At 58.9% G+C, this 22,281-nt stretch carries 20 protein-coding genes and 1 pseudogene; 16 read left to right on the forward strand and 5 right to left on the reverse strand.

Features of this window, described 5'->3' with window-relative positions:
* The first annotated feature begins 33 nt into the window (after window positions 1–33).
* The 4 genes and pseudogenes from aceE to lpdA all read left to right on the forward strand — a co-directional run bounded on the left by aceE (window position 34) and on the right by lpdA (window position 6,797).
* Window positions 34–2,733: a pyruvate dehydrogenase (acetyl-transferring), homodimeric type gene (aceE, locus tag ACMX25_RS03570; RefSeq protein WP_414948166.1), complete on the forward strand. Its 2,700-nt coding sequence runs from the start codon at window positions 34–36 to the stop codon at window positions 2,731–2,733.
* Between the two features lie 87 nt (window positions 2,734–2,820).
* Window positions 2,821–4,482, forward strand: coding sequence for a dihydrolipoyllysine-residue acetyltransferase (aceF, locus tag ACMX25_RS03575; RefSeq protein WP_414948167.1), 1,662 nt, complete (start codon window positions 2,821–2,823; stop codon window positions 4,480–4,482).
* Between the two features lie 221 nt (window positions 4,483–4,703).
* A pseudogene (locus ACMX25_RS40375) lies at window positions 4,704–5,042 on the forward strand (biotin/lipoyl-containing protein); the annotation flags it as partial.
* Between the two features lie 12 nt (window positions 5,043–5,054).
* Window positions 5,055–6,797, forward strand: coding sequence for a dihydrolipoyl dehydrogenase (lpdA, locus tag ACMX25_RS03585; protein WP_414948307.1), 1,743 nt, complete (start codon window positions 5,055–5,057; stop codon window positions 6,795–6,797).
* Window positions 6,798–7,028: 231 nt separating this feature from the next.
* On the opposite strand, the gene ACMX25_RS03590 is transcribed toward lpdA, so the two are convergent.
* The gene (locus ACMX25_RS03590) at window positions 7,029–7,601 is read right to left on the reverse strand and encodes a phasin family protein (protein WP_414948168.1); all 573 of its coding nucleotides are present in this window, start codon (window positions 7,599–7,601) and stop codon (window positions 7,029–7,031) included.
* A gap of 319 nt (window positions 7,602–7,920) precedes the next feature.
* Here ACMX25_RS03590 and ACMX25_RS03595 point away from each other — a divergent pair, with 319 nt between their 5' ends.
* Complete coding sequence (locus ACMX25_RS03595; protein WP_414948169.1) at window positions 7,921–8,880, forward strand: histone deacetylase family protein; 960 nt, start codon at window positions 7,921–7,923, stop codon at window positions 8,878–8,880.
* Between the two features lie 456 nt (window positions 8,881–9,336).
* A complete protein-coding gene (pbpG, locus tag ACMX25_RS03600; protein ID WP_414948170.1) occupies window positions 9,337–10,539 on the forward strand; it encodes a D-alanyl-D-alanine endopeptidase in 1,203 nt (400 codons plus the stop codon).
* Between the two features lie 119 nt (window positions 10,540–10,658).
* On the opposite strand, the gene ACMX25_RS03605 is transcribed toward pbpG, so the two are convergent.
* The gene (locus tag ACMX25_RS03605) at window positions 10,659–11,456 is read right to left on the reverse strand and encodes an IclR family transcriptional regulator (protein ID WP_414948171.1); all 798 of its coding nucleotides are present in this window, start codon (window positions 11,454–11,456) and stop codon (window positions 10,659–10,661) included.
* A gap of 175 nt (window positions 11,457–11,631) precedes the next feature.
* Window positions 11,632–12,192, reverse strand: coding sequence for a hypothetical protein (locus tag ACMX25_RS03610; protein WP_414948172.1), 561 nt, complete (start codon window positions 12,190–12,192; stop codon window positions 11,632–11,634).
* A 281-nt stretch (window positions 12,193–12,473) separates the two neighbouring features.
* Between ACMX25_RS03610 and ACMX25_RS03615 the strand changes: the two genes are divergently transcribed.
* The 10 genes from ACMX25_RS03615 (at window position 12,474) to iscX (ending at window position 19,556) form a co-directional block, all read left to right on the forward strand.
* Window positions 12,474–12,713, forward strand: a complete 240-nt coding sequence (locus tag ACMX25_RS03615; RefSeq protein ID WP_414948173.1) for a hypothetical protein — start codon at window positions 12,474–12,476, stop codon at window positions 12,711–12,713.
* A gap of 192 nt (window positions 12,714–12,905) precedes the next feature.
* Complete coding sequence (locus ACMX25_RS03620) at window positions 12,906–13,388, forward strand: low molecular weight protein-tyrosine-phosphatase (RefSeq protein WP_414948174.1); 483 nt, start codon at window positions 12,906–12,908, stop codon at window positions 13,386–13,388.
* 163 nt (window positions 13,389–13,551) lie between these two features.
* Window positions 13,552–14,079, forward strand: coding sequence for a Fe-S cluster assembly transcriptional regulator IscR (iscR, locus tag ACMX25_RS03625; RefSeq protein WP_213763320.1), 528 nt, complete (start codon window positions 13,552–13,554; stop codon window positions 14,077–14,079).
* Between the two features lie 86 nt (window positions 14,080–14,165).
* Window positions 14,166–15,389, forward strand: coding sequence for an IscS subfamily cysteine desulfurase (locus tag ACMX25_RS03630; RefSeq protein WP_414948175.1), 1,224 nt, complete (start codon window positions 14,166–14,168; stop codon window positions 15,387–15,389).
* Window positions 15,390–15,471: 82 nt separating this feature from the next.
* Entirely contained in the window at window positions 15,472–15,900 is a 429-nt protein-coding gene (gene iscU / locus ACMX25_RS03635) for a Fe-S cluster assembly scaffold IscU (protein WP_299714701.1), read from the forward strand.
* A gap of 156 nt (window positions 15,901–16,056) precedes the next feature.
* A complete protein-coding gene (iscA, locus tag ACMX25_RS03640; protein ID WP_299714671.1) occupies window positions 16,057–16,380 on the forward strand; it encodes an iron-sulfur cluster assembly protein IscA in 324 nt (107 codons plus the stop codon).
* A 94-nt stretch (window positions 16,381–16,474) separates the two neighbouring features.
* Window positions 16,475–16,999, forward strand: coding sequence for a Fe-S protein assembly co-chaperone HscB (gene hscB / locus ACMX25_RS03645; protein ID WP_414948176.1), 525 nt, complete (start codon window positions 16,475–16,477; stop codon window positions 16,997–16,999).
* 60 nt (window positions 17,000–17,059) lie between these two features.
* Complete coding sequence (hscA, locus tag ACMX25_RS03650) at window positions 17,060–18,925, forward strand: Fe-S protein assembly chaperone HscA (RefSeq protein ID WP_414948177.1); 1,866 nt, start codon at window positions 17,060–17,062, stop codon at window positions 18,923–18,925.
* 54 nt (window positions 18,926–18,979) lie between these two features.
* Entirely contained in the window at window positions 18,980–19,321 is a 342-nt protein-coding gene (fdx, locus tag ACMX25_RS03655; RefSeq protein WP_414948178.1) for an ISC system 2Fe-2S type ferredoxin, read from the forward strand.
* Window positions 19,322–19,358: 37 nt separating this feature from the next.
* A complete protein-coding gene (gene iscX / locus ACMX25_RS03660; RefSeq protein WP_031363898.1) occupies window positions 19,359–19,556 on the forward strand; it encodes a Fe-S cluster assembly protein IscX in 198 nt (65 codons plus the stop codon).
* An 84-nt stretch (window positions 19,557–19,640) separates the two neighbouring features.
* Here iscX and ACMX25_RS03665 read toward each other — a convergent pair whose 3' ends face one another.
* Both ACMX25_RS03665 and lysS read right to left on the reverse strand, forming a co-directional pair.
* A complete protein-coding gene (locus ACMX25_RS03665; protein WP_414948179.1) occupies window positions 19,641–20,396 on the reverse strand; it encodes a glycine zipper 2TM domain-containing protein in 756 nt (251 codons plus the stop codon).
* A 329-nt stretch (window positions 20,397–20,725) separates the two neighbouring features.
* Window positions 20,726–22,252, reverse strand: a complete 1,527-nt coding sequence (gene lysS, locus ACMX25_RS03670) for a lysine--tRNA ligase (RefSeq protein WP_414948180.1) — start codon at window positions 22,250–22,252, stop codon at window positions 20,726–20,728.
* Window positions 22,253–22,281 lie beyond the last annotated feature (29 nt).

Consider the following 22,281-nt stretch of genomic DNA (forward strand, 5'->3'; position numbering starts at 1 on the left):
TTCACAGAGCGTTCCTCAAATCAGGAGACGAGCATGTCAGCTGTACCCGACGAAGTAATGAAATATGTCGCCAACGCCAAGGACGACGAAGATCCCCAGGAAACAGGCGAGTGGCTGGAAGCCCTCGACGGCGTGATTTCGGCAGTAGGCCCGGATCGTGCCCATTACCTGATCGAAAAGCAGATCGAATTCGCGCGCGTTCATGGCGAACATCTGCCGTTTTCCGCGAACACGCCGTACATCAACACCATTCCGGTTGCAGCTCAGGCGAAGATTCCCGGCGACCAGGACATCGAACACAAGATCCGCTCGTACACGCGCTGGAACGCCATTGCCATGGTGCTGCGCGCCGGCAAGGAGACGAACGTGGGCGGGCACATTGCGTCGTTTGCGTCGGCGGCCACGCTGTATGACGTTGGTTTCAACCATTTCTGGCACGCACCGTCGCCCGAGCATGGCGGCGATCTCGTGTTCGTACAGGGCCATTCGTCGCCGGGTGTGTACTCGCGCGCGTTTTTGCTCGGCCGGCTGAAAGCCAGCCAGCTCGATAACTTCCGCCAGGAAGTGGGCGGCGAAGGTATTTCGTCGTATCCGCATCCGTGGCTGATGCCGGATTTCTGGCAGTTCCCGACCGTATCCATGGGCCTCGGCCCGATCATGGCGATCTATCAGGCGCGCTTCATGAAGTACATGGACGCGCGCGGCATCATCAAGGCGGGCAGCCGCAAGGTCTGGGCATTCCTCGGCGACGGCGAAACGGACGAACCGGAATCGCTCGGCGCGATCGGCATGGCCGGCCGTGAACGGCTCGACAACCTCGTCTTCGTGATCAACTGCAACTTGCAGCGTCTCGACGGCCCGGTGCGCGGCAACGGCAAGATCATCCAGGAACTGGAAAGCGAATTTCGCGGCGCCGGCTGGAACGTGATCAAGGTGGTGTGGGGCAGCCGCTGGGACTCTCTCTTCGCCCGCGATAAAACCGGTGCACTGATGCGCCGCATGATGGAAGTGGTCGACGGCGAATATCAGACCTACAAGTCTGAGTCGGGCGCCTATGTGCGCGAGCATTTCTTCAACACGCCGGAACTCAAGGCGATGGTGGCGGAATGGTCCGACGAAGACATCTGGAACCTGAATCGCGGCGGCCATGATCCGCACAAGATCTACGCAGCGTATTCGGAAGCATCGAAGACGAAGGGTCAGCCGACCGTCATCCTCGCCAAGACCATCAAGGGTTATGGCATGGGCGAAGCCGGTCAGGCGATGAACATCACGCACCAGCAGAAGAAGCTTCACACTGATCAGCTGATGAAATTCCGCGATCAGTTCAAGCTGCCGATCCCCGACGACAAGATCGCCGACGTGCCGTATCTGGAGTTCGAAGAAGGATCGAAGGAACTCGAGTACATGCGTGCTCGCCGCCAGGAACTCGGTGGTTATCTGCCGGCGCGTCGTCAGAAGGCCGAGTCGCTGCCGGTGCCGGATCTGTCGGCATTCGAGCCGGTGCTGAAGGGCACGGGTCCGGGCCGCGAGATCTCCACGACCATGGCGTTCGTGCGGATTCTCAACATCCTGCTGAAGGACAAGGCGCTCGGCAAACGCATCGTGCCGATCGTGCCGGATGAATCGCGTACGTTCGGTATGGAAGGTTTGTTCCGCCAGATCGGTATCTGGAATCAGGACGGCCAGAAGTACGTGCCGGAAGATTCCGACCAGCTGATGTTCTATCGTGAATCGGAAACCGGCCAGATCCTGCAGGAAGGGATCAACGAAGCCGGCGGGATGTGTGACTGGATCGCGGCCGCTACGTCGTATTCGACGCACGGCGAGATCATGATCCCGTTCTACATCTTCTATTCCATGTTCGGCTTCCAGCGTATTGGCGACCTGGCGTGGGCGGCAGGCGACATGCGTTCGCGCGGTTTCTTGCTGGGCGGCACGGCTGGACGTACCACGCTCAACGGCGAAGGCCTGCAGCACGAAGACGGCCATTCGCTGATGTGGGCGGCGTCGGTGCCGAATTGCGTGAGCTATGACCCGACCTTCGGTTACGAACTCGCGGTCATCATGCAGGACGGTTTGCGTCGCATGGTGGCGGATCAGGAAGACGTGTACTACTACGTCACGGTGATGAACGAGAACTACGAGCACCCGGCGATTCCGCAAGGTGAAGGCGTAGCGACCGACATCATCAAGGGCATGTACTCGTTCCGCAAATCGGATGCCGACGCAAAAACGCCGCGCGTTCAATTGATGGGCGCGGGCACGATCTTCAACGAAGTGATCGCCGCTGCCGACCTGCTGAAGAACGACTGGAACGTCGCCGCCGATCTCTGGAGCGTCCCGAGCTTTACGGAACTGGCGCGCGAAGGTGCGCAAGTGGAGCGCTGGAACCTGCTGCATCCGGCTGAAGAGCGTCAAGTCTCGCACGTGACGAAGTTACTGAAGGACGCGAAAGGCCCGGTGATTGCATCGACGGATTATGTGCGTGCGCTCGTCGATCAGATTCGCGGTTACGTGCCGAACAAGTTTGTCGTGCTCGGCACCGACGGTTACGGCCGTTCGGACACGCGCGAAAAGCTGCGTCATTTCTTCGAAGTCGACCGCTACTGGGTCACCGTCGCGGCGCTCAATGCGCTGGCCGACGAAGGCACGATCGACCGCAAGATTGTCGCCGACGCGATCAAGAAGTACGCGCTCGACCCTGCTAAACCCAACCCGATGACGGTTTAACGCATCGGCCCCCGAGTGTTGTTGCGCGAACTCGCCTTGCTTGTCAGCAGGGCGATTTTCGCGTCGCGACCCAGGAGACAATAAACAATGAGTCAAGCGATCGAAGTCAAAGTACCGGATATCGGCGATTACACGGACATTCCGGTGATCGAAGTGCTGGTAAAAGTTGGGGACACCGTCGAGAAGGAGCAATCGCTCGTCACGCTCGAATCCGATAAAGCGACCATGGACGTGCCAAGTTCGGCGGCCGGCGTCGTGAAGGAAGTGAAGGTCAAGGTTGGCGACAATGTGTCGGAAGGTGCGTTGATCGTCGTGCTGGAAGCGGCTGAGTCGGGCGGCGCTGCCGCTGCACCGAAGGCCGCTGAAAAGGCCGCTGATACACCTGCGCAGGAAAAGGCTCCGGCTGCATCGTCGGGCGGCGGATCGGTTGAAGTGAAGGTGCCGGATATCGGCGACTTCAAGGACATTCCGGTCATCGAAGTGAACGTGAAGGTCGGCGACAAGGTCGAGAAGGAGCAATCGCTCGTTACGCTCGAATCCGATAAAGCCACCATGGACGTGCCGTCGCCCGCAGCGGGCACGGTCAAGGAACTGAAAGTCAAGGTCGGCGAAAACGTCTCGGAAGGCACATTGATTCTTGTGCTGGAAGGCGGTGAAGGAGCGGCTCCCGCAGCGGCTGCTGCCGCACCGAAGCAGGAAGCGCCGAAGGCAGAAGCACCTTCGGATGCACCGGCGAAGTCCGCGCCGGCTCGGAGAGAGGCAGAAGCGCCATCCGCACTCGCGCTCGCCCCGGCTATTCCGGCAGGCGACGGAGGTTCGCGGACGTCGAGCCATGCATCGCCGTCCGTGCGCAAATTCGCGCGCGAACTCGGCGTGGATGTCGCGTCAGTCAAGGGTTCGGGTCCCAAGAACCGCATCACCCAAGCGGACGTAACCGCGTTTGTGAAGGGCGTGATGAGCGGCCAGGGTAAAGCGCCGGCGGCAGCTGCCGCAGCGCCGGCTGGTGGTGGTGGCGAGTTGAATCTGCTGCCGTGGCCGAAGGTCGACTTCACGAAGTTCGGTCCTGTCGATCCGAAGCCGCTGTCGCGTATCAAGAAGATTTCGGGTGCGAATTTGCATCGCAACTGGGTCATGATTCCGCACGTCACGAACAACGACGAAGCCGATATCACCGACCTCGAAGCGCTGCGTGTGACGCTGAACAAGGAAAACGAAAAGGCCGGCGTGAAGTTCACCATGCTCGCGTTCGTGATCAAGGCGGTCGTTGCCGCGTTGAAAAAATTCCCGACGTTCAATGCGAGCCTTGACGGCGATAACCTCGTCTTCAAGCAGTATTACAACATCGGTTTTGCCGCCGACACCCCGAACGGTTTGATGGTTCCGGTGATTCGTGATGCGGACAAGAAGGGCCTCGTCGATGTCGCCAAGGAAATGGCCGATCTGTCGAAGGCGGCGCGCGAAGGCAAGCTCAAGCCCGATCAGATGCAAGGCGGCTGTTTCTCGATTTCGTCGCTGGGTGGCATTGGCGGGACGCATTTCACGCCGATCATCAATGCGCCTGAAGTGGCCATTTTGGGGTTATCGCGCGGCGCGATGAAGCCGGTATGGGACGGCAAGGCGTTTGTACCTCGCCTGATTCTGCCGCTATCGCTGTCGTACGATCATCGGGTTATCGATGGCGCCGAGGCCGCGCGGTTCAATGCCTACCTTTCTGCTGTGCTGGCGGATTTTCGTCGCGTGAGTCTTTGAGGGTTTTGCTTGGCGGGCCGCTTTTTGTGGCTTGCCTGTTTCCTCGTTGAACTTGCTTTGCACTGCATCTTGCGAGTCGCCCCTGTGCGGGGCGGCACTTACTTTCTTTGAATTGCCAAAGAAAGTAAGCAAAGAAAGGCAAGTCTGCCGACGGCAGAACCAAGGGCTACGCGTTGCGTTCTTGCTTTTTGGTTCTGCCCGCTTCCTTCTTAGGGGACACCATGAGTCTCACCGAACTTAAAGTACCCGATATCGGCGATTTCAAAGACGTCGATGTCGTCGAAGTCAATATCAAAGCCGGCGACGCCATCGAAAAAGAACAAGGCGTCCTCACCCTCGAATCGGATAAAGCTTCCATCGAAGTGCCGAGCGATCTGGTGGGTACGGTCAAGGAAGTCAAGATCAAAGCCGGCGATAAAGTCTCGCAAGGCACCGTGATCGCATTGGTGGAAACGGCCGACGCCGGCAGCGAAAAGCCGGCAGCGCCCGCTGAGAAACCTGCTGCGGCAAAAGAAGCAACTGCACCTGCCAAGCCCGCCGAACAAAAACCCGCGGGCGGTGGATCGCAGGACGTGAAGGTGCCGGACATCGGCGATTTTACCGACATCCCGGTGATCGAAATTCACGTGAAGGCCGGCGATACAGTCGAGAAGGAGCAATCGCTCGTCACGCTCGAATCCGATAAAGCGACCATGGACGTGCCGTCTCCTGCAGCGGGCACGGTCAAGGAAGTCAAGGTCAAGATCGGCGATAACGTCTCCGAAGGCTCGATCATCCTCACGCTCGAAGGCCAGGGCGGCGGTGTCAGCCAGGTCGAGGAAAAGCCGAAGGCCGCCGCGCCGCAACCAGCCGAAAAAGCCACTGCCGCACCGGCACCGAAGCCTGCCTCGTTCTCCGGTTCCGCCGATATCGAATGCGACATGCTCGTGCTCGGCGCCGGTCCCGGCGGTTATTCGGCCGCGTTCCGCGCAGCGGATCTCGGCATGAAGACGGTTATCGTCGAACGGTATGAAACGCTTGGCGGCGTGTGCCTGAACGTGGGCTGTATTCCGTCGAAAGCCTTGCTTCACGCTGCATCGATCACTGACGCCGCGAAGGAACTTGCGCACCACGGCATCTCGTTCGGTGAACCAACGATCGATCTCGACAAGCTCCGCGACTTCAAGTCGGGCGTCGTCAAGAAGCTGACCGGCGGGCTGGCCGGCATGGCGAAGGCGCGCAAGGTCCAGGTGGTGACGGGTGTCGGCAAATTCGTCGGCCCGAATCACATGGAGATCGAAGGCAAGGACGGCAAGAAGGTCGTGCAGTTCAAGAACTCGATCATCGCGGCAGGTTCGCAAGCCGTGAAGTTGCCGTTCATGCCGGAAGATCCGCGCGTCGTCGACTCAACCGGCGCGCTCGAACTCCGCCAGATCCCGAAGCGCATGCTCGTGATCGGCGGGGGCATTATCGGCCTGGAAATGGCAACGGTGTATGCGTCGTTGGGCGCGGAAATCGATGTGGTCGAAATGCTCGATGTCCTGATGGCCGGAGCTGATCGCGACCTTGTGAAGGTGTGGGAGAAGTTCAACGCCAAGCGGTTCGCGAACGTCATGCTCAAGACGAAAACGACCAAGGCGGAAGCGAAGGACGACGGCATTTACGTGAGCTTCGAAGGCGAAAAAGCGCCGGCCGAAGCGCAGCGTTATGACCTCGTGCTCGTGGCTGTCGGCCGCAGCCCGAATGGTGGCAAGATCGGCGCGGACAAGGCTGGCGTGGCGGTGACGGATCGCGGGTTCATCAACGTCGACAAGCAGTTGCGTACGAACGTCGAGCATATTTTTGCCATCGGCGATCTGGTCGGCCAGCCGATGCTCGCACACAAGGCCGTGCACGAAGGCCACGTTGCGGCAGAAGCGGCGCATGGCGAAAAGTCCTACTTCGACGCGTTGCAGATCCCGTCGGTCGCTTACACCGATCCGGAAGTGGCGTGGGCCGGCAAGACTGAAGACCAGTGCAAGGCCGAAGGCATCAAGTACGGCAAGGCCTCGTTCCCGTGGGCTGCATCGGGCCGGGCGATTGCAAACGGCCGCGACGAAGGTTTCACCAAGCTCATTTTCGATGAAGAAACCCACCGGATCATCGGCGGCGGAATCGTGGGATTGAATGCGGGCGACCTGATCAGCGAAGTATGTCTGGCGATCGAGATGGGCGCGGACGCGGAGGATATCGGCAAGACGATTCATCCGCACCCGACGCTCGGCGAATCGATCGGCATGGCCGCTGAGTTGTACGAAGGCGTATGTACGGACTTGCCGCCGCAGCGCAAGAAGTAAAGAGCGGTTGGTTGGTTGAAAAAGCGGCGCGTTCTGTCAGGAACGCGCCGCTTTGTTTTTTGCGGGCTTGCGCGTTGGACTCGTTAGGTTTGGCAGCTGGACGGTGAAAAAGCACGAAAAGAAAGTACAAAAAAAACCGTCCCAACTTTCGTTGGAACGGTTTCTTATACAGCTTGCTTGTCTCACGGCACCGCCGGATTTCCCGGTGCCACCGCGTGCGATTGAATTCGCTTAGACCGCTTTCTTGGTAGCGCGCGAAGCTTGAGCCGTAGCTTGCGAAGCAGCCTTCGTGGCGGCCGTAGCGGCTGCGTTGAAGTTGCTTTCTGCGATCTCGACAGCTTGCTTGCTAGCCTTGTGGATCGTTTCGTACGTGGTGTTGGCGGCGGTGATGGCCGACTTCATCACGGCGACAGCCGTTTCCGAACCTGCCGGGGCATTCTTCGCGACGTTGTCTACGAGCGTTTGCACCTTGCGGTTCTGGTCTTCGTATTGCTCTTCAGCAACACGGGCAAATTCAGCTTGCGTCGACGATGCGATTTCATAAAGGTGACGGCCATACGACAGCGCCTTTTCCGCGACCGGCTGAGCCAGGCTGGCTTGCAGTGCGAGCAGTTCTTGCGCATCCTTCACCGACAACACGCGTTGCGCGTTTTCCTGGCTTTCAGCCAGCGTCGACTTCACAACTTGCAGATTCAGTTCAAGCAGCTTTTCCAGACCTTCAAATGCCTTGTTCGTCAGGCCGAAGAGGGTATCGAATTGAGCTTTGTTTGCAGCGGCGATTTGTTCCGGGGTCAAAAGGGTCATGTCACGCTCCTGAAAGAGTCGACCCATCATCAGCGCGGGTCGTGGGTTTTGGCGGAGACCGGAAATCCGGAAACCGTATGAGGCGATCAGCTATTGGTGCGTCGCAACATGGAGGCTATTCTAGGCATATTCCTAAAGATGTCAAGCATCTTTTTGTGCGACGCAACATCGGAATGAATGCTTATTAAACAATGGCTTACGAGCACGCTTCTTTGTAGTGGAACTACATTTCGAGATACGTTGCACCAGCTTGGGGCGTAAGTCGCAAACGCTGTCGTTGCGCCGATCATGATTCTGGAAAAGTGGAATTTCGTTCCGAATGAAAGCCTTTTATAGCGATCGATTCGTGTTGCCGCTGCCGCCCGGGCATCGGTTTCCCATGCAGAAATATTACCTTTTGCGCGAGCGTGTTCAGGCCGAACTGCCCGATGTCGTGTTGAACGAAGCACCTATCGCAGCCGATTCCGAGTTGGCGCGCGTTCATGCGGTCGATTACATCGAGCGGGTGGTGGCTGGCGCGCTGGATGCCCGCGAGCAGCGGGAGATCGGCTTTCCGTGGTCGCCGGAAATGGTGGAACGTGCGCGGCGCTCTGTCGGGGCGACCATCGCCGCGTGTCATGCCGCTCGTCTGGATGGTTTCGCGGCAAACCTGGCGGGAGGCACGCATCATTCATATGCGTCGCACGGCGCGGGGTTCTGTGTGTTCAACGACGCGGCGGTCGCCGCGCGGGCGCTGCAGGCCGAGGCCCTGCAGCGCGATGAGCCTAAGCCGCACATTGCGATCATCGACCTCGACGTGCATCAGGGCAACGGAACCGCCGCCATCTTCCAGGACGATCCGAGTGTTTTCACGCTGTCGCTGCATGGCACGTCGAATTACCCGTTCAGCAAGGAGATGGGCGATCTCGATGTCGCGCTGCCCGACGGCTGCGGTGACAACGCCTATATAGAAGCGCTGACGCAGGCTTTGTCGACGATGTTCGAGCGTTTTGAACCTGCCATGCTCATTTATCTGGCGGGCGCCGATCCGCACGTCGATGACCGCCTGGGGCGCCTTGCGCTGAGCGTCGATGGCCTCGCGCGGCGCGATTCCCTCGTGTTCAGCGCCGCTGCCGCCCGAAATTTACCTGTGGCTATAACCATGGCGGGCGGCTACGGCCACAATATTCACGTCACCGTCGACATTCATCTCCAGACCATTCAGCTTGCCGCCGTCGCATTCGGTGTTCGGCGCGATTCGAAAGCACTCGGTACACTGCGTTCGGAAAATCTCATTTGAAACGGTTTGAAACGCAGTAAACCAAATGTGTTAACTCAACGTTAACATTCGAGATCGCCTGTTTTCGTCAAAGTTTGTTGAACAAAAACTGTCGATACCAGTCGAAATGCCGGTTGAGATTCGGCATGGCTTGCCGAAAAGCTTCGTTTTTCTGTCGCCGTCCACACCATTAGTGAAATTTTTTGCCTTGAGGGCGGGATCAAAAGTTCTTCCTCAAGTTTTACCGACTATTGCCGATAAGAGGCTGATAGCTAAGTTTGACATCGAAGTGTGGCAGTTAAAACGATTGCACCATGGGCGATGATTTTTTACGATCGGAACTCAGAATTTGTTCGCTCCAATAAATCGCGTCTTACAAACCGGTTTAAGTAGCGCGGATAAGTGCTTAATATTGCTAATTTTTCGAAGCTTTACTACACTGGCGACACTCTCCCGCCGGTCCAGAACAGAACACTAATGAAAACCGAAATGTTTTCGTCGCTCAGGGTGATCCACGGCGTTGCAGTCCGCACTGCGCTGTCGGTTGCCGTGTCGGTGGCGCTCGCGACGTCTTTCGCGGCCGCACCGGTCGACGCTTTTGCCAAGACGACAACCTCAAAATCCACCAAGAAGCTGGCCAAGGGCGCAGTTGCTGCGCCGCAAGCTAAATCCGTCAAGTCATCGAAAGTTGCCGCACGCGCCGCCAAGGGCGCGAAGGTCGCTCAAGTCGCCGCGGTTCAGGACGACGAGACGCCGCGCGCCACGCGCCGGCATCGTGTGAGTTACCGGATGGACGCGCGCGGCCGCCGTGCCGCTGTACGATCAGTGGCGTTCCAGCCGCGGCCGCCGACCGTCGGCCAGGCGTTCGGACTGCATGAGACGCCAGACAGCCTCGCGTTGCGCTCGAGCGTTGCGTACGTGGTGGACCAGAACACAGCAGAAACCCTCTTCGATAAAAACTCGCGCGCCGTGGTGCCTATCGCTTCAATCACGAAGCTGATGACGGCCATGGTCGTGCTCGACTCGAAAGCGCCATTGACCGAAGACATCACGGTCACCGACGAAGATCGTGATTACGAGAAATTCACGGGTTCGCGTCTTTCGGTCGGCTCTGAACTCAACCGCGAAGACATGCTGCATATCGCGCTGATGGCATCGGAAAATCGCGCGGCTGCGGCGTTGTCGCGTTATTACCCGAATGGGCGTCCTGGGTTTATCGCTGCAATGAACGCCAAAGCGAAGATGCTTGGCATGACCGACACGCACTTCGAAAACTCGACCGGGTTGACGAGTCAGAATGTATCGAGCGCCCGCGATCTAGTGAAAATGGTGAACGCGGCGTATCAATATCCGCTGATTCGCCGGTTCTCGACGGATCGCAGCTACGACGTGTTTACCGGCAAGCGCAATATTGCCTACAACAGCACGAATGCGCTGATTCGTAATCCGAGCTGGGATATTGGCTTGCAGAAGACCGGTTTCATTAACGAAGCAGGCGAATGCATGGTGATGCAGACGACCATTCATGGCCGTCCGGTCGTGATGGTGCTGCTCGATTCGTCAGGCAAGTATTCGCGTTTCGCCGATGCCGGCCGTTTGCGCGGTTTTCTTGAGAGCGAAACTGCTGGTGCGGGCGAGCCGCATATTACTAGCGCTGATGCGGGCGGCGGCGGTACCTGAAGCAGTTGAGTATCGTGTTTCAGTCTCAACAATAAGAAACCGGCCTTATCAAACGATAAGGCCGGTTTTTTTTATCGCATTACGAGCGCTGCGAATCCTTAGGACTCACGCGGAGAATGTCAGCGCTGCTGCGAATCTGCGCTAGCTTCCGGACGATAACCAAGCGAGCGCGATATCTCCAGCGCAGTGCCGCTCAGTTGATTCAACCAGGCGTCTTGCAGCCGGTCGGCGGGTGCCGACAGCGAGAGCCCGGCGACGAGCCGTCCGGTGTCGTCATAGATCCCGGCAGCGATGCAGCGAACTCCCAGCTCCAGTTCCTCGTTATCGCGGGCGCATGCCTGGCTGCGCACGAATGACAATTCACGTTCGAGCTTGCCGATATCCGTAATGCTGTTCTGCGTGTGGCCAGAGAGGCCGGTTCGCGTGGCATACGCGCGGACGCGGGCGGATTCGTCGGCGGCGAGAAAGAGTTTGCCCACCGACGTCAGATGCAGCGGCGCACGGCCGCCGATCGCGCGTACGACCTGCATGCCGGATCGCTCAGAATAAGCGCGTTCTATATAGACGATTTCATCGCCCTGGCGCACAGAGAGGTTGACCGTCTGGCCTGTCTGCCGATGCAGTTCACGCATGGGCGGCATGGCGGCTTCACGCACCGAAAGCCGCGCTTTGACCAGATTGCCGAGTTCGAGCAGACGCATGCCGAGCCGATACGTGCCGGGGTCCGACCGGTCCACCAGACGGCACGTCACCATGTCGTTCAGGATGCGATGCGCGGTGGATGGATGCAGCGACGTGCTCTGCGAGAGTTCTTTCAGGCTGACGGGATCGGTGTGCGCGGCGAGCGCGTCGAGCAAGCGCATCATGCGCTCGATCACCTGTATGGACGTTCTGGATTCCGGGTTTGTATCGCTCATGGAGAAAATCAGTTGATACGTCAAACAGCGGAATAATGATTGTATCTCGTATTGTGAAAAGTGCGAAAGGCTCTGCGGAATGGTCGGCGCGGCAATGCAGATTTTCTGCAGACAATAAAACCCCCGAAACCTTGAAGGCGTTCGGGTGGCGTCACTGCAAGCGAGCGGGTAGGGGCTAGTGGTTATGCTCAGGTTGTTGTGCTGACCCTTTGCCCCAATTAGATTTGCCGATATAAGGCACCGACCCGCGCGACTGCTGCGCCTGCGGTGCGGGTGCTGGCGCCGGCGGCCTGCCGGGGTTGCCTGCCTGTTGTGGCGGCCTGCCGCCTTGAGGGCCACCGGCTTGCGGTCCGCCATGACCACCCCGGTCTCCGCCTCCATGGTTTCCCTGGTCGCCGCGATTTCCGCGATTGCCGCCGCCCCGGTCACCCCAGCCGCCCTGTGGCGGCGGGCGCCGATAACCCGGACCGTCGTTCCAATAGCGAGGGCCCGGGCCGCCGTAATAGGCGTCGCCACCGCCGATGATCACGCCCGACTGAACTACCGGTCCGCCATAGCCGTAACCGGCTTCATAGCCTGGGGGATAGCCGGAGTAGCCCGGGGGATAGGCCGCCGGGGGATAGGCGGAATAGCCGCCGTCAGTCGCGTACGCGGGAGTGCCGTCCGGATAAACGGCGCAGCCTGCTACCAGCGCGGACGAAGCGAGGATCAGGCTTGTAATTGTGAGTTTCATCATGAGCTGGAAAGGCATTCCTTAAACTGATTACCGTATCTGACAGTTTCGCGGAGCGGATGTCGCAAGAAGTTTGTAAAGTTTTATCTCCGCGGTTACAGACTGAAAGTGGCAGGAATTACTCGCAGACCAGCAGACACAACGCGGATGCGGCACACGCTGTTGACAGGACTGCAACAATGCTTTGTCCGGGGGCATCTTTATCGACTTAGGAGAAACCCTTAAAATTACAAATGTCCGGAAGTGGGCCCGTCAGCCCACTGGACCTGAGAAGGGGTTTGAAAATGAAAAAGACAATATCGACCTACTGGCCCATCACGATGCTCGTGCCGCTCGCACTCGCCGGCTACTGTCACGCGATCCACCCGGTTTCTGGGGCAGCGCCCCATCCGCAAAGTGCCGCCAGCGTCAGCGCCGAATTTGCTCGTGCAATTTCGCTTGGACTTGTCGACTCCGATAGCGCCAGCAATGCATATCGACCGGCTAATGCGACATCGGCTACGGCTGTTTCGCAGACGTTCTAAGCAAGCGCGATTAGGTAGAAGTCACAGCCACCACGCGGGCAGCGAGGCCGCTCGGGCGCACAAACGCCGTCCTTTGTATAATTCGGAGCTGTTCTTCGTGGCCTCGTCTGGTTGAGGCGCCGCAAGCATGCCGCGAGTCAATTTCAGGTTCGCGGCCGAGCCAAACCATAGCTAAATCAATGCTGGGATCTGATGAACACTGTCGCCGTCTGTTTCGTGTGCTTGGGCAACATCTGCCGTTCGCCGAGTGCCGAAGCGGTGATGCTGCATCAGGTGGGCAAGGCCAGGCTGTCTGACAAGATCGTGGTGGATTCCGCAGGGACCGGCGATTGGCATATCGGCCAGCCGCCCGACGAGCGAGCGCAGCGCGCGGCCAGGAAACGTGGCTACGACTTGTCGCCGCTGCGTGGCCGGCAAGTCAGCCACGAAGATTTCGCACGATTCGATCTGCTGATCGCGATGGACGATGCCAACGCCGCCGCGCTGACCAAAGCGTGCCCGCCGGAGTATCGCGACAAGATCCGCCTGCTGATGGAATTCGCGACGCGTGATGACACACGGGTCGTTGTCGACCCGTACTTCGGCGGCGAAGAAGGTTTCGAACGCGTGCTCGATCAGTGCGAGGATGCGTGCGAAGGCTTGCTGAGAGCGCTTCGCACGCAATTGGTAGCGTGAACGATCGAGTCGAACAGCGCGGTCGAAAGCGAGTTTCATCCAGCACAATGTTCTCAGCAAATTCCTAAGAAAATGGCTGCAGATACTTGACTAAATCCGTAGGCTATTTATACTTGACCAAAATCATCCAGTATTAGCGGTAGCCCCCGGTAGCTTACAAATTATGAGACTCACCACGAAAGGCCGTTTCGCCGTCACGGCGATGATCGACCTGGCTTTACGCCAGGAGCAGGGCCCGGTGACGCTGGCAGGAATCAGCCAGCGCCAGCATATCTCGCTGTCCTATCTCGAACAGTTGTTCGGCAAGTTGCGCCGGCACGAGATTGTCGAATCAGTGCGCGGTCCGGGCGGTGGCTACAATCTTGCCCGCCGTGCCGAGAACGTCACGGTCGCGGACATCATTATTGCGGTGGACGAGCCTATCGACGCAACGCAATGCGGCGGCAAGGGTGCCTGCGAAGGTACGAAGCAGCACGACGGCCACTGCATGACCCACGAACTCTGGTCCACGCTCAATCAGAAGATGGTCGAGTATCTCGACTCGGTCTCGCTGAAAGATCTCGTCGACCAGCAGCGCGCACGCGAAGGATCGCCAGCAGTATTGCGCGACCGGCGCACCGAATCGGCGGGCGTCGAGCCAGTGCGCGTAGCGCCAAAAGGACCAAATTCCGTTTTCAACCTGGCCGGCTGACGGCTGCCGCTTTATTGAGTGTCTAGTCAATAACGCGGCCGTCTCGCCTTGAACGAGCCAATTGAGTTAAATCCCCGGAGCAACAGATGAATAACGCCATTCCCCACCTGCCCATTTACATGGACTACAGCGCAACGACCCCGGTCGATCCGCGCGTGGTGGACAAGATGATTCCGTATTTGCGCGAGCAATTCGGCAATCCGGCATCGCGTAGCCACCAATACGGCTGGGATGCGGAGCGGGCCGTCGAGGAAGCGCGTGAGAACGTCGCGAAGCTCGTCAACTGCGATCCGCGCGAGATCATCTGGACGTCGGGCGCCACCGAATCGGACAACCTCGCCATCAAGGGCGCGGCGCATTTCTATAAGAGCAAGGGCAAGCACATTATCACGGTGAAGACCGAGCACAAGGCCGTGCTCGATACCTGCCGTGAACTTGAACGCGAAGGTTTTGAAGTCACGTACCTCGATGTGAAGGACGACGGTTTGCTCGACCTGGACAAGTTCCAGGCTGCTATCCGCCCGGACACCATCCTGGTTTCCGTGATGAGCGTGAACAACGAAATTGGCGTGATCCAGGACATCGCTGCGATCGGCGAAATCACGCGTGCGAAGGGCATCGTTTTTCATGTCGATGCAGCGCAAGCGACCGGCAAGATCGAGATCGACCTGCAAAAGCAGAAGGTCGACCTGATGTCGTTTTCGGCGCACAAGACGTACGGTCCGAAGGGTATCGGCGCGTTGTTCGTGCGTCGCAAGCCGCGCATTCGCATTGAAGCGCAAATGCACGGCGGCGGTCACGAGCGCGGCATGCGTTCGGGCACGCTGGCGACGCATCAGATCGTCGGCATGGGTGAGGCTTTCCGGATCGCGCGTGAAGAAATGGCTGTCGAAAACGAGCGCGTCCGGATGTTGCGCGATCGCTTGCTGAACGGCTTGAAGGAGATGGAAGAGGTTTATGTGAACGGCGACATGGACACGCGTGTGCCGCATAACCTCAACATCAGTTTCAACTTTGTCGAAGGCGAGTCGCTGATCATGGCGGTGAAGGACGTGGCGGTGTCGTCGGGTTCGGCTTGTACATCGGCTTCGCTGGAGCCGTCGTATGTGCTGCGGGCGCTCGGCCGTAATGACGAACTCGCGCACAGCTCGATCCGTTTCACGGTTGGCCGCTTCACGACCGAGCAGGACGTGGATTACGTGATTAACTTGCTCAAGAGCAAGATTCAGAAATTGCGCGATCTGTCGCCGCTGTGGGAAATGCATAAAGACGGCATCGACATTTCGTCGATCCAGTGGGCTGCGCACTAAGCGCTTGTCTGGCCGCTTTTGACGGCGGCTCATTTGCGCTCATGTTAGAACGCACACGCATACGAAATTCAAGGAGTTGATCATGGCTTATAGCGACAAGGTTCTGGACCACTACGAAAACCCGCGCAATGTCGGCTCGTTCGGCAAGGACGACGACACCGTCGGCACCGGCATGGTCGGCGCACCGGCATGCGGCGACGTGATGAAGCTGCAGATCCGCGTGGGCGCGGATGGCGTGATCGAAGACGCGAAGTTCAAGACGTACGGCTGCGGTTCGGCCATTGCATCCAGCTCGCTCGTGACCGAGTGGGTGAAGGGCAAGACGCTGGATCAGGCGCTGACGATCAAGAATACGCACATTGCTGAAGAACTGGCTTTGCCGCCGGTGAAGATTCACTGTTCGATCCTGGCTGAAGACGCAATCAAGGCCGCCGTTGCTGATTACAAGCAACGTCATGGTGCGAGCACGGCGGAAGCTGCTCCGGTTGAGTCCAAGCAACACGCGGCTTAAGCGACTTAAACGCGGGCTTCGGCAAGATCGCACTATTCGGGAAGGGCGCTCCAGTATGTTGTTGATCGAGCGTTCTGGTTTTCGATTCAAAGCAAGGCTGCAGTTTGCGACCGGAGAAACGACTGACTCCGGACTAGCGGCTGCTGAAGAGAGACTATGGCAATCACGATGACGGACAAAGCAGCACAGCACGTGCAGAAGTATCTGGTTCGACGCGGCAAGGGCGTTGGCCTGCGCGTTGGCGTGCGCACGACCGGCTGCTCGGGCCTCGCTTACAAGCTCGAATATGTGGACGAGCTCGCACCGGAAGACAAGGTGTTCGAGTCGGCCGGCGTGAAGATCATTGTCGATCCTAAGAGTCTGGCTTATATCGACGGGACCGAGCTGGATTTCGCGCGCGAGGGGCTGAACGAAGGTTTCAAGTTCAATAACCCGAACGTGAAAGACGAGTGCGGTTGCGGCGAATCGTTTCGCGTATAGCTTCGCAAAAGAACAGCAAAGAGGCGGCGCGTGCCGCCTTTTTCTTTAGCACCGCCAGTTTTCAACGTTTCTTGTTCCTGCTCATTCTTCCACCATGGCAACGCTCAACGACAGTCACTTCGATCTGTTCGACCTCCCGCCGACCTACGCTATCGATGCAAACAAGCTCGATGACGCGTACCGCACGGTGCAGGCACAGGTCCATCCCGATCGTTTCGCGGCCGCTGGCGACGCGCAAAAGCGGGTCGCCATGCAGTGGGCCACGCGGGCAAACGAGGCGTACCAGACGCTGCGCGATCCGCTGAAACGGGCAACGTATATGTTGTCATTGCGCGGCGTGCAGGCCGATGCAGAGAACAACACCGCAATGGAACCCGCCTTCCTGATGCAGCAAATGGAATGGCGCGAAAATATAGAAGACGCGGCCGGCGCCAAAAATCTTGGCGCGCTCGAAGCGTTGCTTCATGAACTGCGCGATCAGGAACGCATCCGCTTTGAAAAACTGGCGGCGCTGATCGATAGCCACTCGGATCAGGCTGCGAGCGAAGCCGTGCGCCAGCTGATGTTTATCGAACGCGTGGCGAGCGAGATCGGCGTGCAGATCGAGAAGCTCGACTGAGTGCGCCCAGGCGCTGCATTCCAGACAAAACAGACGTCACCAACCCCCAATAGATCAACGATGGCTTTACTGCAAATTTCAGAACCCGGCATGGCTCCGGCGCCGCATCAGCGGCGGGTAGCCGTGGGCATCGACCTTGGTACGACCAATTCGCTGGTTGCCGCCGTGCGCAACAGCGTGGCCGAAGTGCTGCCCGACGAAGACGGCCATTACCTGTTGCCGTCGGTGGTCCGGTATCTGGAGAAGGGCGGCCGGCGTATCGGCCGCGTGGCGAAGGAAGAAGCGGCGCTCGATCCGCGCAATACGATTGTGTCGGTGAAGCGGTTCATGGGCCGCGGCAAGAGCGAAGTGGAAGGGGCGGAAAACGCGCCGTACGATTTCGTCGATGCGCCGGGCATGGTGCAGATTCGCACCGTCGATGGCGTGAAGAGTCCAGTGGAAGTATCGGCGGAAATCTTGGCCACGCTGCGATACCGCGCGGAAGACACGCTCGCTGACGAACTGGTCGGCGCGGTGATCACGGTTCCCGCTTACTTCGATGAAGCCCAGCGGCAAGCCACGAAAGACGCCGCGAAACTCGCCGGTTTGAACGTGCTGCGCCTGTTGAACGAACCGACCGCCGCCGCGATTGCTTACGGGCTGGACAACGCCTCGGAAGGTTTATACGCCGTGTATGACCTGGGCGGCGGGACCTTCGATCTTTCGATTCTCAAGCTCACCAAAGGCGTATTCGAAGTACTCGCGGCGGGCGGCGATTCAGCGCTCGGCGGCGACGATTTCGATGCGGTGCTGTATCGGCACGTGCTGGTGAAATCCAAGCTGACGCCCGCTACGCCGGAAGACGTACGCCTGCTGCTCGACCGCGTGCGAACGGCTAAGGAAGCGCTCTCGGAGGCGTCTGAGGCAACCATTCAGGCAACGTTGTCCGATGATCGAGAAATCAATTTCACGATCACCGAAGCCGACTTTGCCGCGCTGACTGAGGCGCTGGTTGCTCGAACCTTGACGCCCACACGCAAGGCTCTGCGTGACGCCAAAGTGGCGCCCGCCGAGATCAAGGGCGTAGTGCTCGTTGGCGGCGCGACCCGCATGCCGGTGATCCGTCGCGCGGTGGAAACGTACTTCGGCCAGCCGCCGTTGACGAATCTCGATCCGGATCAGGTCGTCGCGCTCGGTGCTGCGATCCAGGCGGATTTGCTGGCTGGCAATCGGCGCGGTGAAGGCGACGACTGGCTGCTGCTCGATGTCATCCCGCTGTCGCTCGGCGTTGAGACCATGGGCGGATTGACCGAGAAGATCATTCCGCGCAACTCGACCATTCCGGTTGCGCGTGCACAGGATTTCACGACCTTCAAAGACGGTCAAACGGCGATGGCAATCCACGTCGTGCAAGGCGAGCGTGAGCTGGTCTCGGACTGCCGTTCGCTCGCGCGTTTCGAATTGCGTGGCATTCCCGCGATGGCCGCCGGCGCTGCGCGCATTCGCGTGACGTACCAGGTGGACGCGGACGGGTTGTTGTCGGTGTTTGCACGTGAGCAGTTGTCGGGCGTCGAGGCGTCGGTGGTGGTGAAGCCATCCTACGGTCTTGCCGATGACGACGTCGCGCGCATGCTGGAAGAAAGCTTCACGACCGCCGAAGTCGATATGCGCGCGCGCGCGTTGCGCGAGGCGCAGGTCGACGCACAACGGCTGGTGGAAGCGTCGCAGGCCGCGCTCGGCGTGGACGGTGAACTGCTGGACGAAGCGGAGCGGGTCAACATCGACGCGCTGATCGTGAAGCTCGCGGCAGTCACGGGCGGCGACAGCGTCGATGCAATCGAAACAGCGACGAAAGAGCTTGCCGCCGCCACCGATGAATTCGCCGCCCGCCGCATGAACAAAAGCATTCGCCGCGCGCTTGCCGGCCGCAGGCTCGATGAAGTCTGACGGCTTGCCACGGACGCGCCGAGCCTCTCACGTATAAAGAACGGAAAGAAATTCATGCCTCAGATCGTAGTGTTACCCCATGTGGAATTGTGTCCTGACGGTGCGCTGATCGACGCGGATACGTCGAAGAGCATCTGCGACAACTTGTTGGACAACGGCATCGAGATTGAACATGCGTGCGAAAAATCGTGCGCATGCACGACGTGTCACGTGATCATTCGCGAGGGTTTTAACGCGCTTGTGCCATCGGAAGAAGACGAGGACGATTTGCTCGATAAGGCCTGGGGACTTGAGCCGACGTCGCGGTTATCATGTCAGGCGATGGTGCCCGCAGACGAGGATCTGGTTGTCGAGCTCCCACGCTACACCATCAATCACGCCAAAGAGAATCACTGAACTTAAATCAGCGACCATTGAGACAGGAGCGCTCGCTATGAAGTGGACAGACACGCAGGATATCGCGATGGCACTGACCGACGCGCATCAGAACGTCGATCCGCAATTCGTGCGATTTACGGATTTGCATCGCTGGGTGACGGAGCTGCCCGGATTCGACGACGACCCTGAGCGTTCCAACGAGAAAATTCTCGAAGCGATCCAGGCGGCGTGGATTGAAGACGCGGATTATTGAAATACGTGACAGATAAAGCAAAACGGCGATTCCACAGGAATCGCCGTTTTGCTTTTATGCGTGCGCTTGAACGCGGCTTACAACTTAGCCTGCGACCAGCGTACCGTTTTCGATCCGCACGCGCTGACCTTGGTTAAACGGCGGCGCCTGGTGATACGTGAAGTAACGCGTCTTGCCGCTTTCCATATGCACGCGTACCGAATAGTCGGTGCTGCTGCGCAGATGTTTTTCGACCGCATTGCCGCCGAGACCGCCCCCGAGCGCGCCGAGAATCGTCATGCCGGTGCGACCACCCCCACGTCCAAACTGATTACCGATAAGACCACCCGCCACCGCGCCGCCAACCGCACCAATGCCGGTTCCCTGCCCTTCATGCCGTACGGCCGAGATTGCTTCCACCGTGCCGCAGCTCGAGCAATAAGCCGGCTGAGCGGGGGCTTGTTGCGCGTAGTTGGGCTGCTGCACGGGTACGGGCTGCTGAGCCACTTGGGGCGCCGGCTGTTGCTGCTGTTGGGCCTGCTGAGCAGCCTGGGCTGCTGCGCGCTGCTCGGCTTGCTGTTGAGCAAGCTGCTCCTGCTGCGCCTGCTGTTGCTGGGCAGCGGTCGGTCCAGCGGGTTGCGCGGCCGGTTGCATGGCAACTTGCGCCGCCTGGGTCTGATCGTTGGTCGACGATGTACTCGACGCTTTCGGGAACAGACCGGTGACCGCGGCCGTAGCGGCGAGACTGGCAATGATCACCGCGCCGGCTGCGGTAGCCACGAGCGGATGGATCTTGCGCTGGCGTGGCGCGTCAGGATTCGGTGAGTTCGATGTGGTCATGTTGTTGGTGCTGTTATCCATTTTTGGACCTCCGTCTCTAGGCAGAGTGTGGCGTTACGGGTCTGACATTGCTCGTGACGTGATTTTGTTCACAGGAACAGTGTCAAACAATCGGAAGCGTAAGGTTTGTCAATTTGTAACGTTTCCAGGCATCCATTCGATGCAAGAACCGCACCGGCTTGAACATCAACCGGGCCGCCTTGTTTCGTAAGGGTTTTCCAGATAAGACCCGCGTCGAGCGGTAGCCTTGGCCGGCGGCTTTTACCGAAAGTTACAAACTCAGCGTTTCTTAAGGACGTAAAAAAGGCGCTTTCGCGCCTTTTTTACAAACTTCCCTTAACCGCATGCGCTCAGTCTTCGCGACGCAGATGCGGGAAGAGGATCACGTCGCGGATACTCGGGCTATCGGTCAGCAGCATGACCAGCCGGTCGATACCAATGCCACAGCCACCGGTCGGCGGCATGCCGTGTTCCAGCGCGCGAATGTAGTCAGCGTCGTAGAACATGGCTTCTTCGTCACCGGCATCTTTCTGGTCGACTTGTTTCTGGAAGCGCGCGGCCTGGTCTTCCGGATCGTTCAACTCCGAGAAACCGTTCGCGATTTCGCGTCCCACGATGAACAGCTCGAAGCGTTCCGTGATGCCTGGAGCCGTATCCGATGCCCGCGCCAACGGCGAGACTTCCAGCGGATAGTCGACAATAAACGTCGGCTCCCACAATTGCGACTCAGCCGTTTCTTCGAACAACGCAAGTTGCAACGAACCAACGCCCGCGTTCAGGAACTGCGGCTGCGATGCATCGACACCGAACTTCTTCAACTCAACGCGCAGGAACGCGATATCGGCGAGTTGTTCGTCCGTGTATTGCAGCGCGTATTTCTGGATCGCTTCGCAGATCGTCAGCCGATGGAATGGCTTCGACAAATCCAGTTCACGCCCCTGATACACAATGTTCGCATTGCCGCGCGCATCGACGGCCGCCTGACGGATCAACGCTTCGGTGAAGTCCATCATCCACGTGTAATCAGTGTACGCGGCGTAGAACTCCATCATCGTGAACTCGGGGTTGTGTCGCGGCGACACGCCTTCGTTACGGAAATTGCGGTTGATTTCGAACACGCGTTCGAAGCCGCCGACCACCAGTCGCTTCAAATACAGTTCCGGCGCAATACGCAGGAACATCTGCATGTCGAGCGCGTTGTGATGCGTGACGAACGGCTTCGCCGCAGCGCCGCCGGGAATCGGATGCAGCATCGGCGTTTCCACTTCCATGAAATCCGCCTTCGCCATGAAACTGCGGATCGATGCAAACGCCTTCGTGCGCGCAATAAACGTCTGGCGCGTTTCCGGCGTCACGATCAGGTCGACATAACGCTGCCGATAACGCATTTCCTGATCGGCCAAGCCATGGAATTTATCGGGGAGGGGGCGCAGCGCTTTGGTCAGCAGGCGCAGTTCCGTGCATCGAACGGACAGTTCGCCCTTGTTCGTGCGGAACAAGACACCCTTTGTCGCGATGATGTCGCCCAGGTCCCACTTCTTGAACGCGTCGTAGACTTCCTGGCCGACGTCGGCGGGCGTGATGAAGAACTGGATCTGGCCACTGCCGTCTTGCACCGTCGCAAAACTCGCTTTGCCCATCACGCGTTTCAACATCATCCGGCCCGCGACCGCGACTTGCAGCGGCTCGGCTTCGAGCGTTTCCTTGTCTTTATCGGCGTAATCGGATTGCAGCGCGGCGGCTTGGTGCGTCGGCCGGAAATCGTTCGGATACGCAATTCCTTGCTCGCGCAGCGCACGGAGTTTGTCGCGACGCTCGGCGAGGATCTGGTTTTCTTCCGGTTCGGGAGCGACGTCCGGCTGAGTCGGTTCGGTCATGATGTGTTTGGCTTTGAATGCGATGAATG

This window comes from Caballeronia eucalypticola (genome assembly GCF_047608185.1).
Classification (GTDB): domain Bacteria; phylum Pseudomonadota; class Gammaproteobacteria; order Burkholderiales; family Burkholderiaceae; genus Caballeronia.

Coding starts and splice junctions, on each gene's coding strand:
- aceE (WP_414948166.1), top strand. CDS start 34: ATGTCAGCTGTACCCGACGAAGTAATGAAATATGTCGCCAACGCCAAG.
- aceF (WP_414948167.1), top strand. CDS start 2,821: ATGAGTCAAGCGATCGAAGTCAAAGTACCGGATATCGGCGATTACACG.
- ACMX25_RS03590 (WP_414948168.1), bottom strand. CDS start 7,601: ATGACCCTTTTGACCCCGGAACAAATCGCCGCTGCAAACAAAGCTCAA.
- ACMX25_RS03595 (WP_414948169.1), top strand. CDS start 7,921: ATGAAAGCCTTTTATAGCGATCGATTCGTGTTGCCGCTGCCGCCCGGG.
- pbpG (WP_414948170.1), top strand. CDS start 9,337: ATGAAAACCGAAATGTTTTCGTCGCTCAGGGTGATCCACGGCGTTGCA.
- ACMX25_RS03605 (WP_414948171.1), bottom strand. CDS start 11,456: ATGAGCGATACAAACCCGGAATCCAGAACGTCCATACAGGTGATCGAG.
- ACMX25_RS03610 (WP_414948172.1), bottom strand. CDS start 12,192: ATGATGAAACTCACAATTACAAGCCTGATCCTCGCTTCGTCCGCGCTG.
- ACMX25_RS03615 (WP_414948173.1), top strand. CDS start 12,474: ATGAAAAAGACAATATCGACCTACTGGCCCATCACGATGCTCGTGCCG.
- ACMX25_RS03620 (WP_414948174.1), top strand. CDS start 12,906: ATGAACACTGTCGCCGTCTGTTTCGTGTGCTTGGGCAACATCTGCCGT.
- iscR (WP_213763320.1), top strand. CDS start 13,552: ATGAGACTCACCACGAAAGGCCGTTTCGCCGTCACGGCGATGATCGAC.
- ACMX25_RS03630 (WP_414948175.1), top strand. CDS start 14,166: ATGAATAACGCCATTCCCCACCTGCCCATTTACATGGACTACAGCGCA.
- iscU (WP_299714701.1), top strand. CDS start 15,472: ATGGCTTATAGCGACAAGGTTCTGGACCACTACGAAAACCCGCGCAAT.
- iscA (WP_299714671.1), top strand. CDS start 16,057: ATGGCAATCACGATGACGGACAAAGCAGCACAGCACGTGCAGAAGTAT.
- hscB (WP_414948176.1), top strand. CDS start 16,475: ATGGCAACGCTCAACGACAGTCACTTCGATCTGTTCGACCTCCCGCCG.
- hscA (WP_414948177.1), top strand. CDS start 17,060: ATGGCTTTACTGCAAATTTCAGAACCCGGCATGGCTCCGGCGCCGCAT.
- fdx (WP_414948178.1), top strand. CDS start 18,980: ATGCCTCAGATCGTAGTGTTACCCCATGTGGAATTGTGTCCTGACGGT.
- iscX (WP_031363898.1), top strand. CDS start 19,359: ATGAAGTGGACAGACACGCAGGATATCGCGATGGCACTGACCGACGCG.
- ACMX25_RS03665 (WP_414948179.1), bottom strand. CDS start 20,396: ATGGATAACAGCACCAACAACATGACCACATCGAACTCACCGAATCCT.
- lysS (WP_414948180.1), bottom strand. CDS start 22,252: ATGACCGAACCGACTCAGCCGGACGTCGCTCCCGAACCGGAAGAAAAC.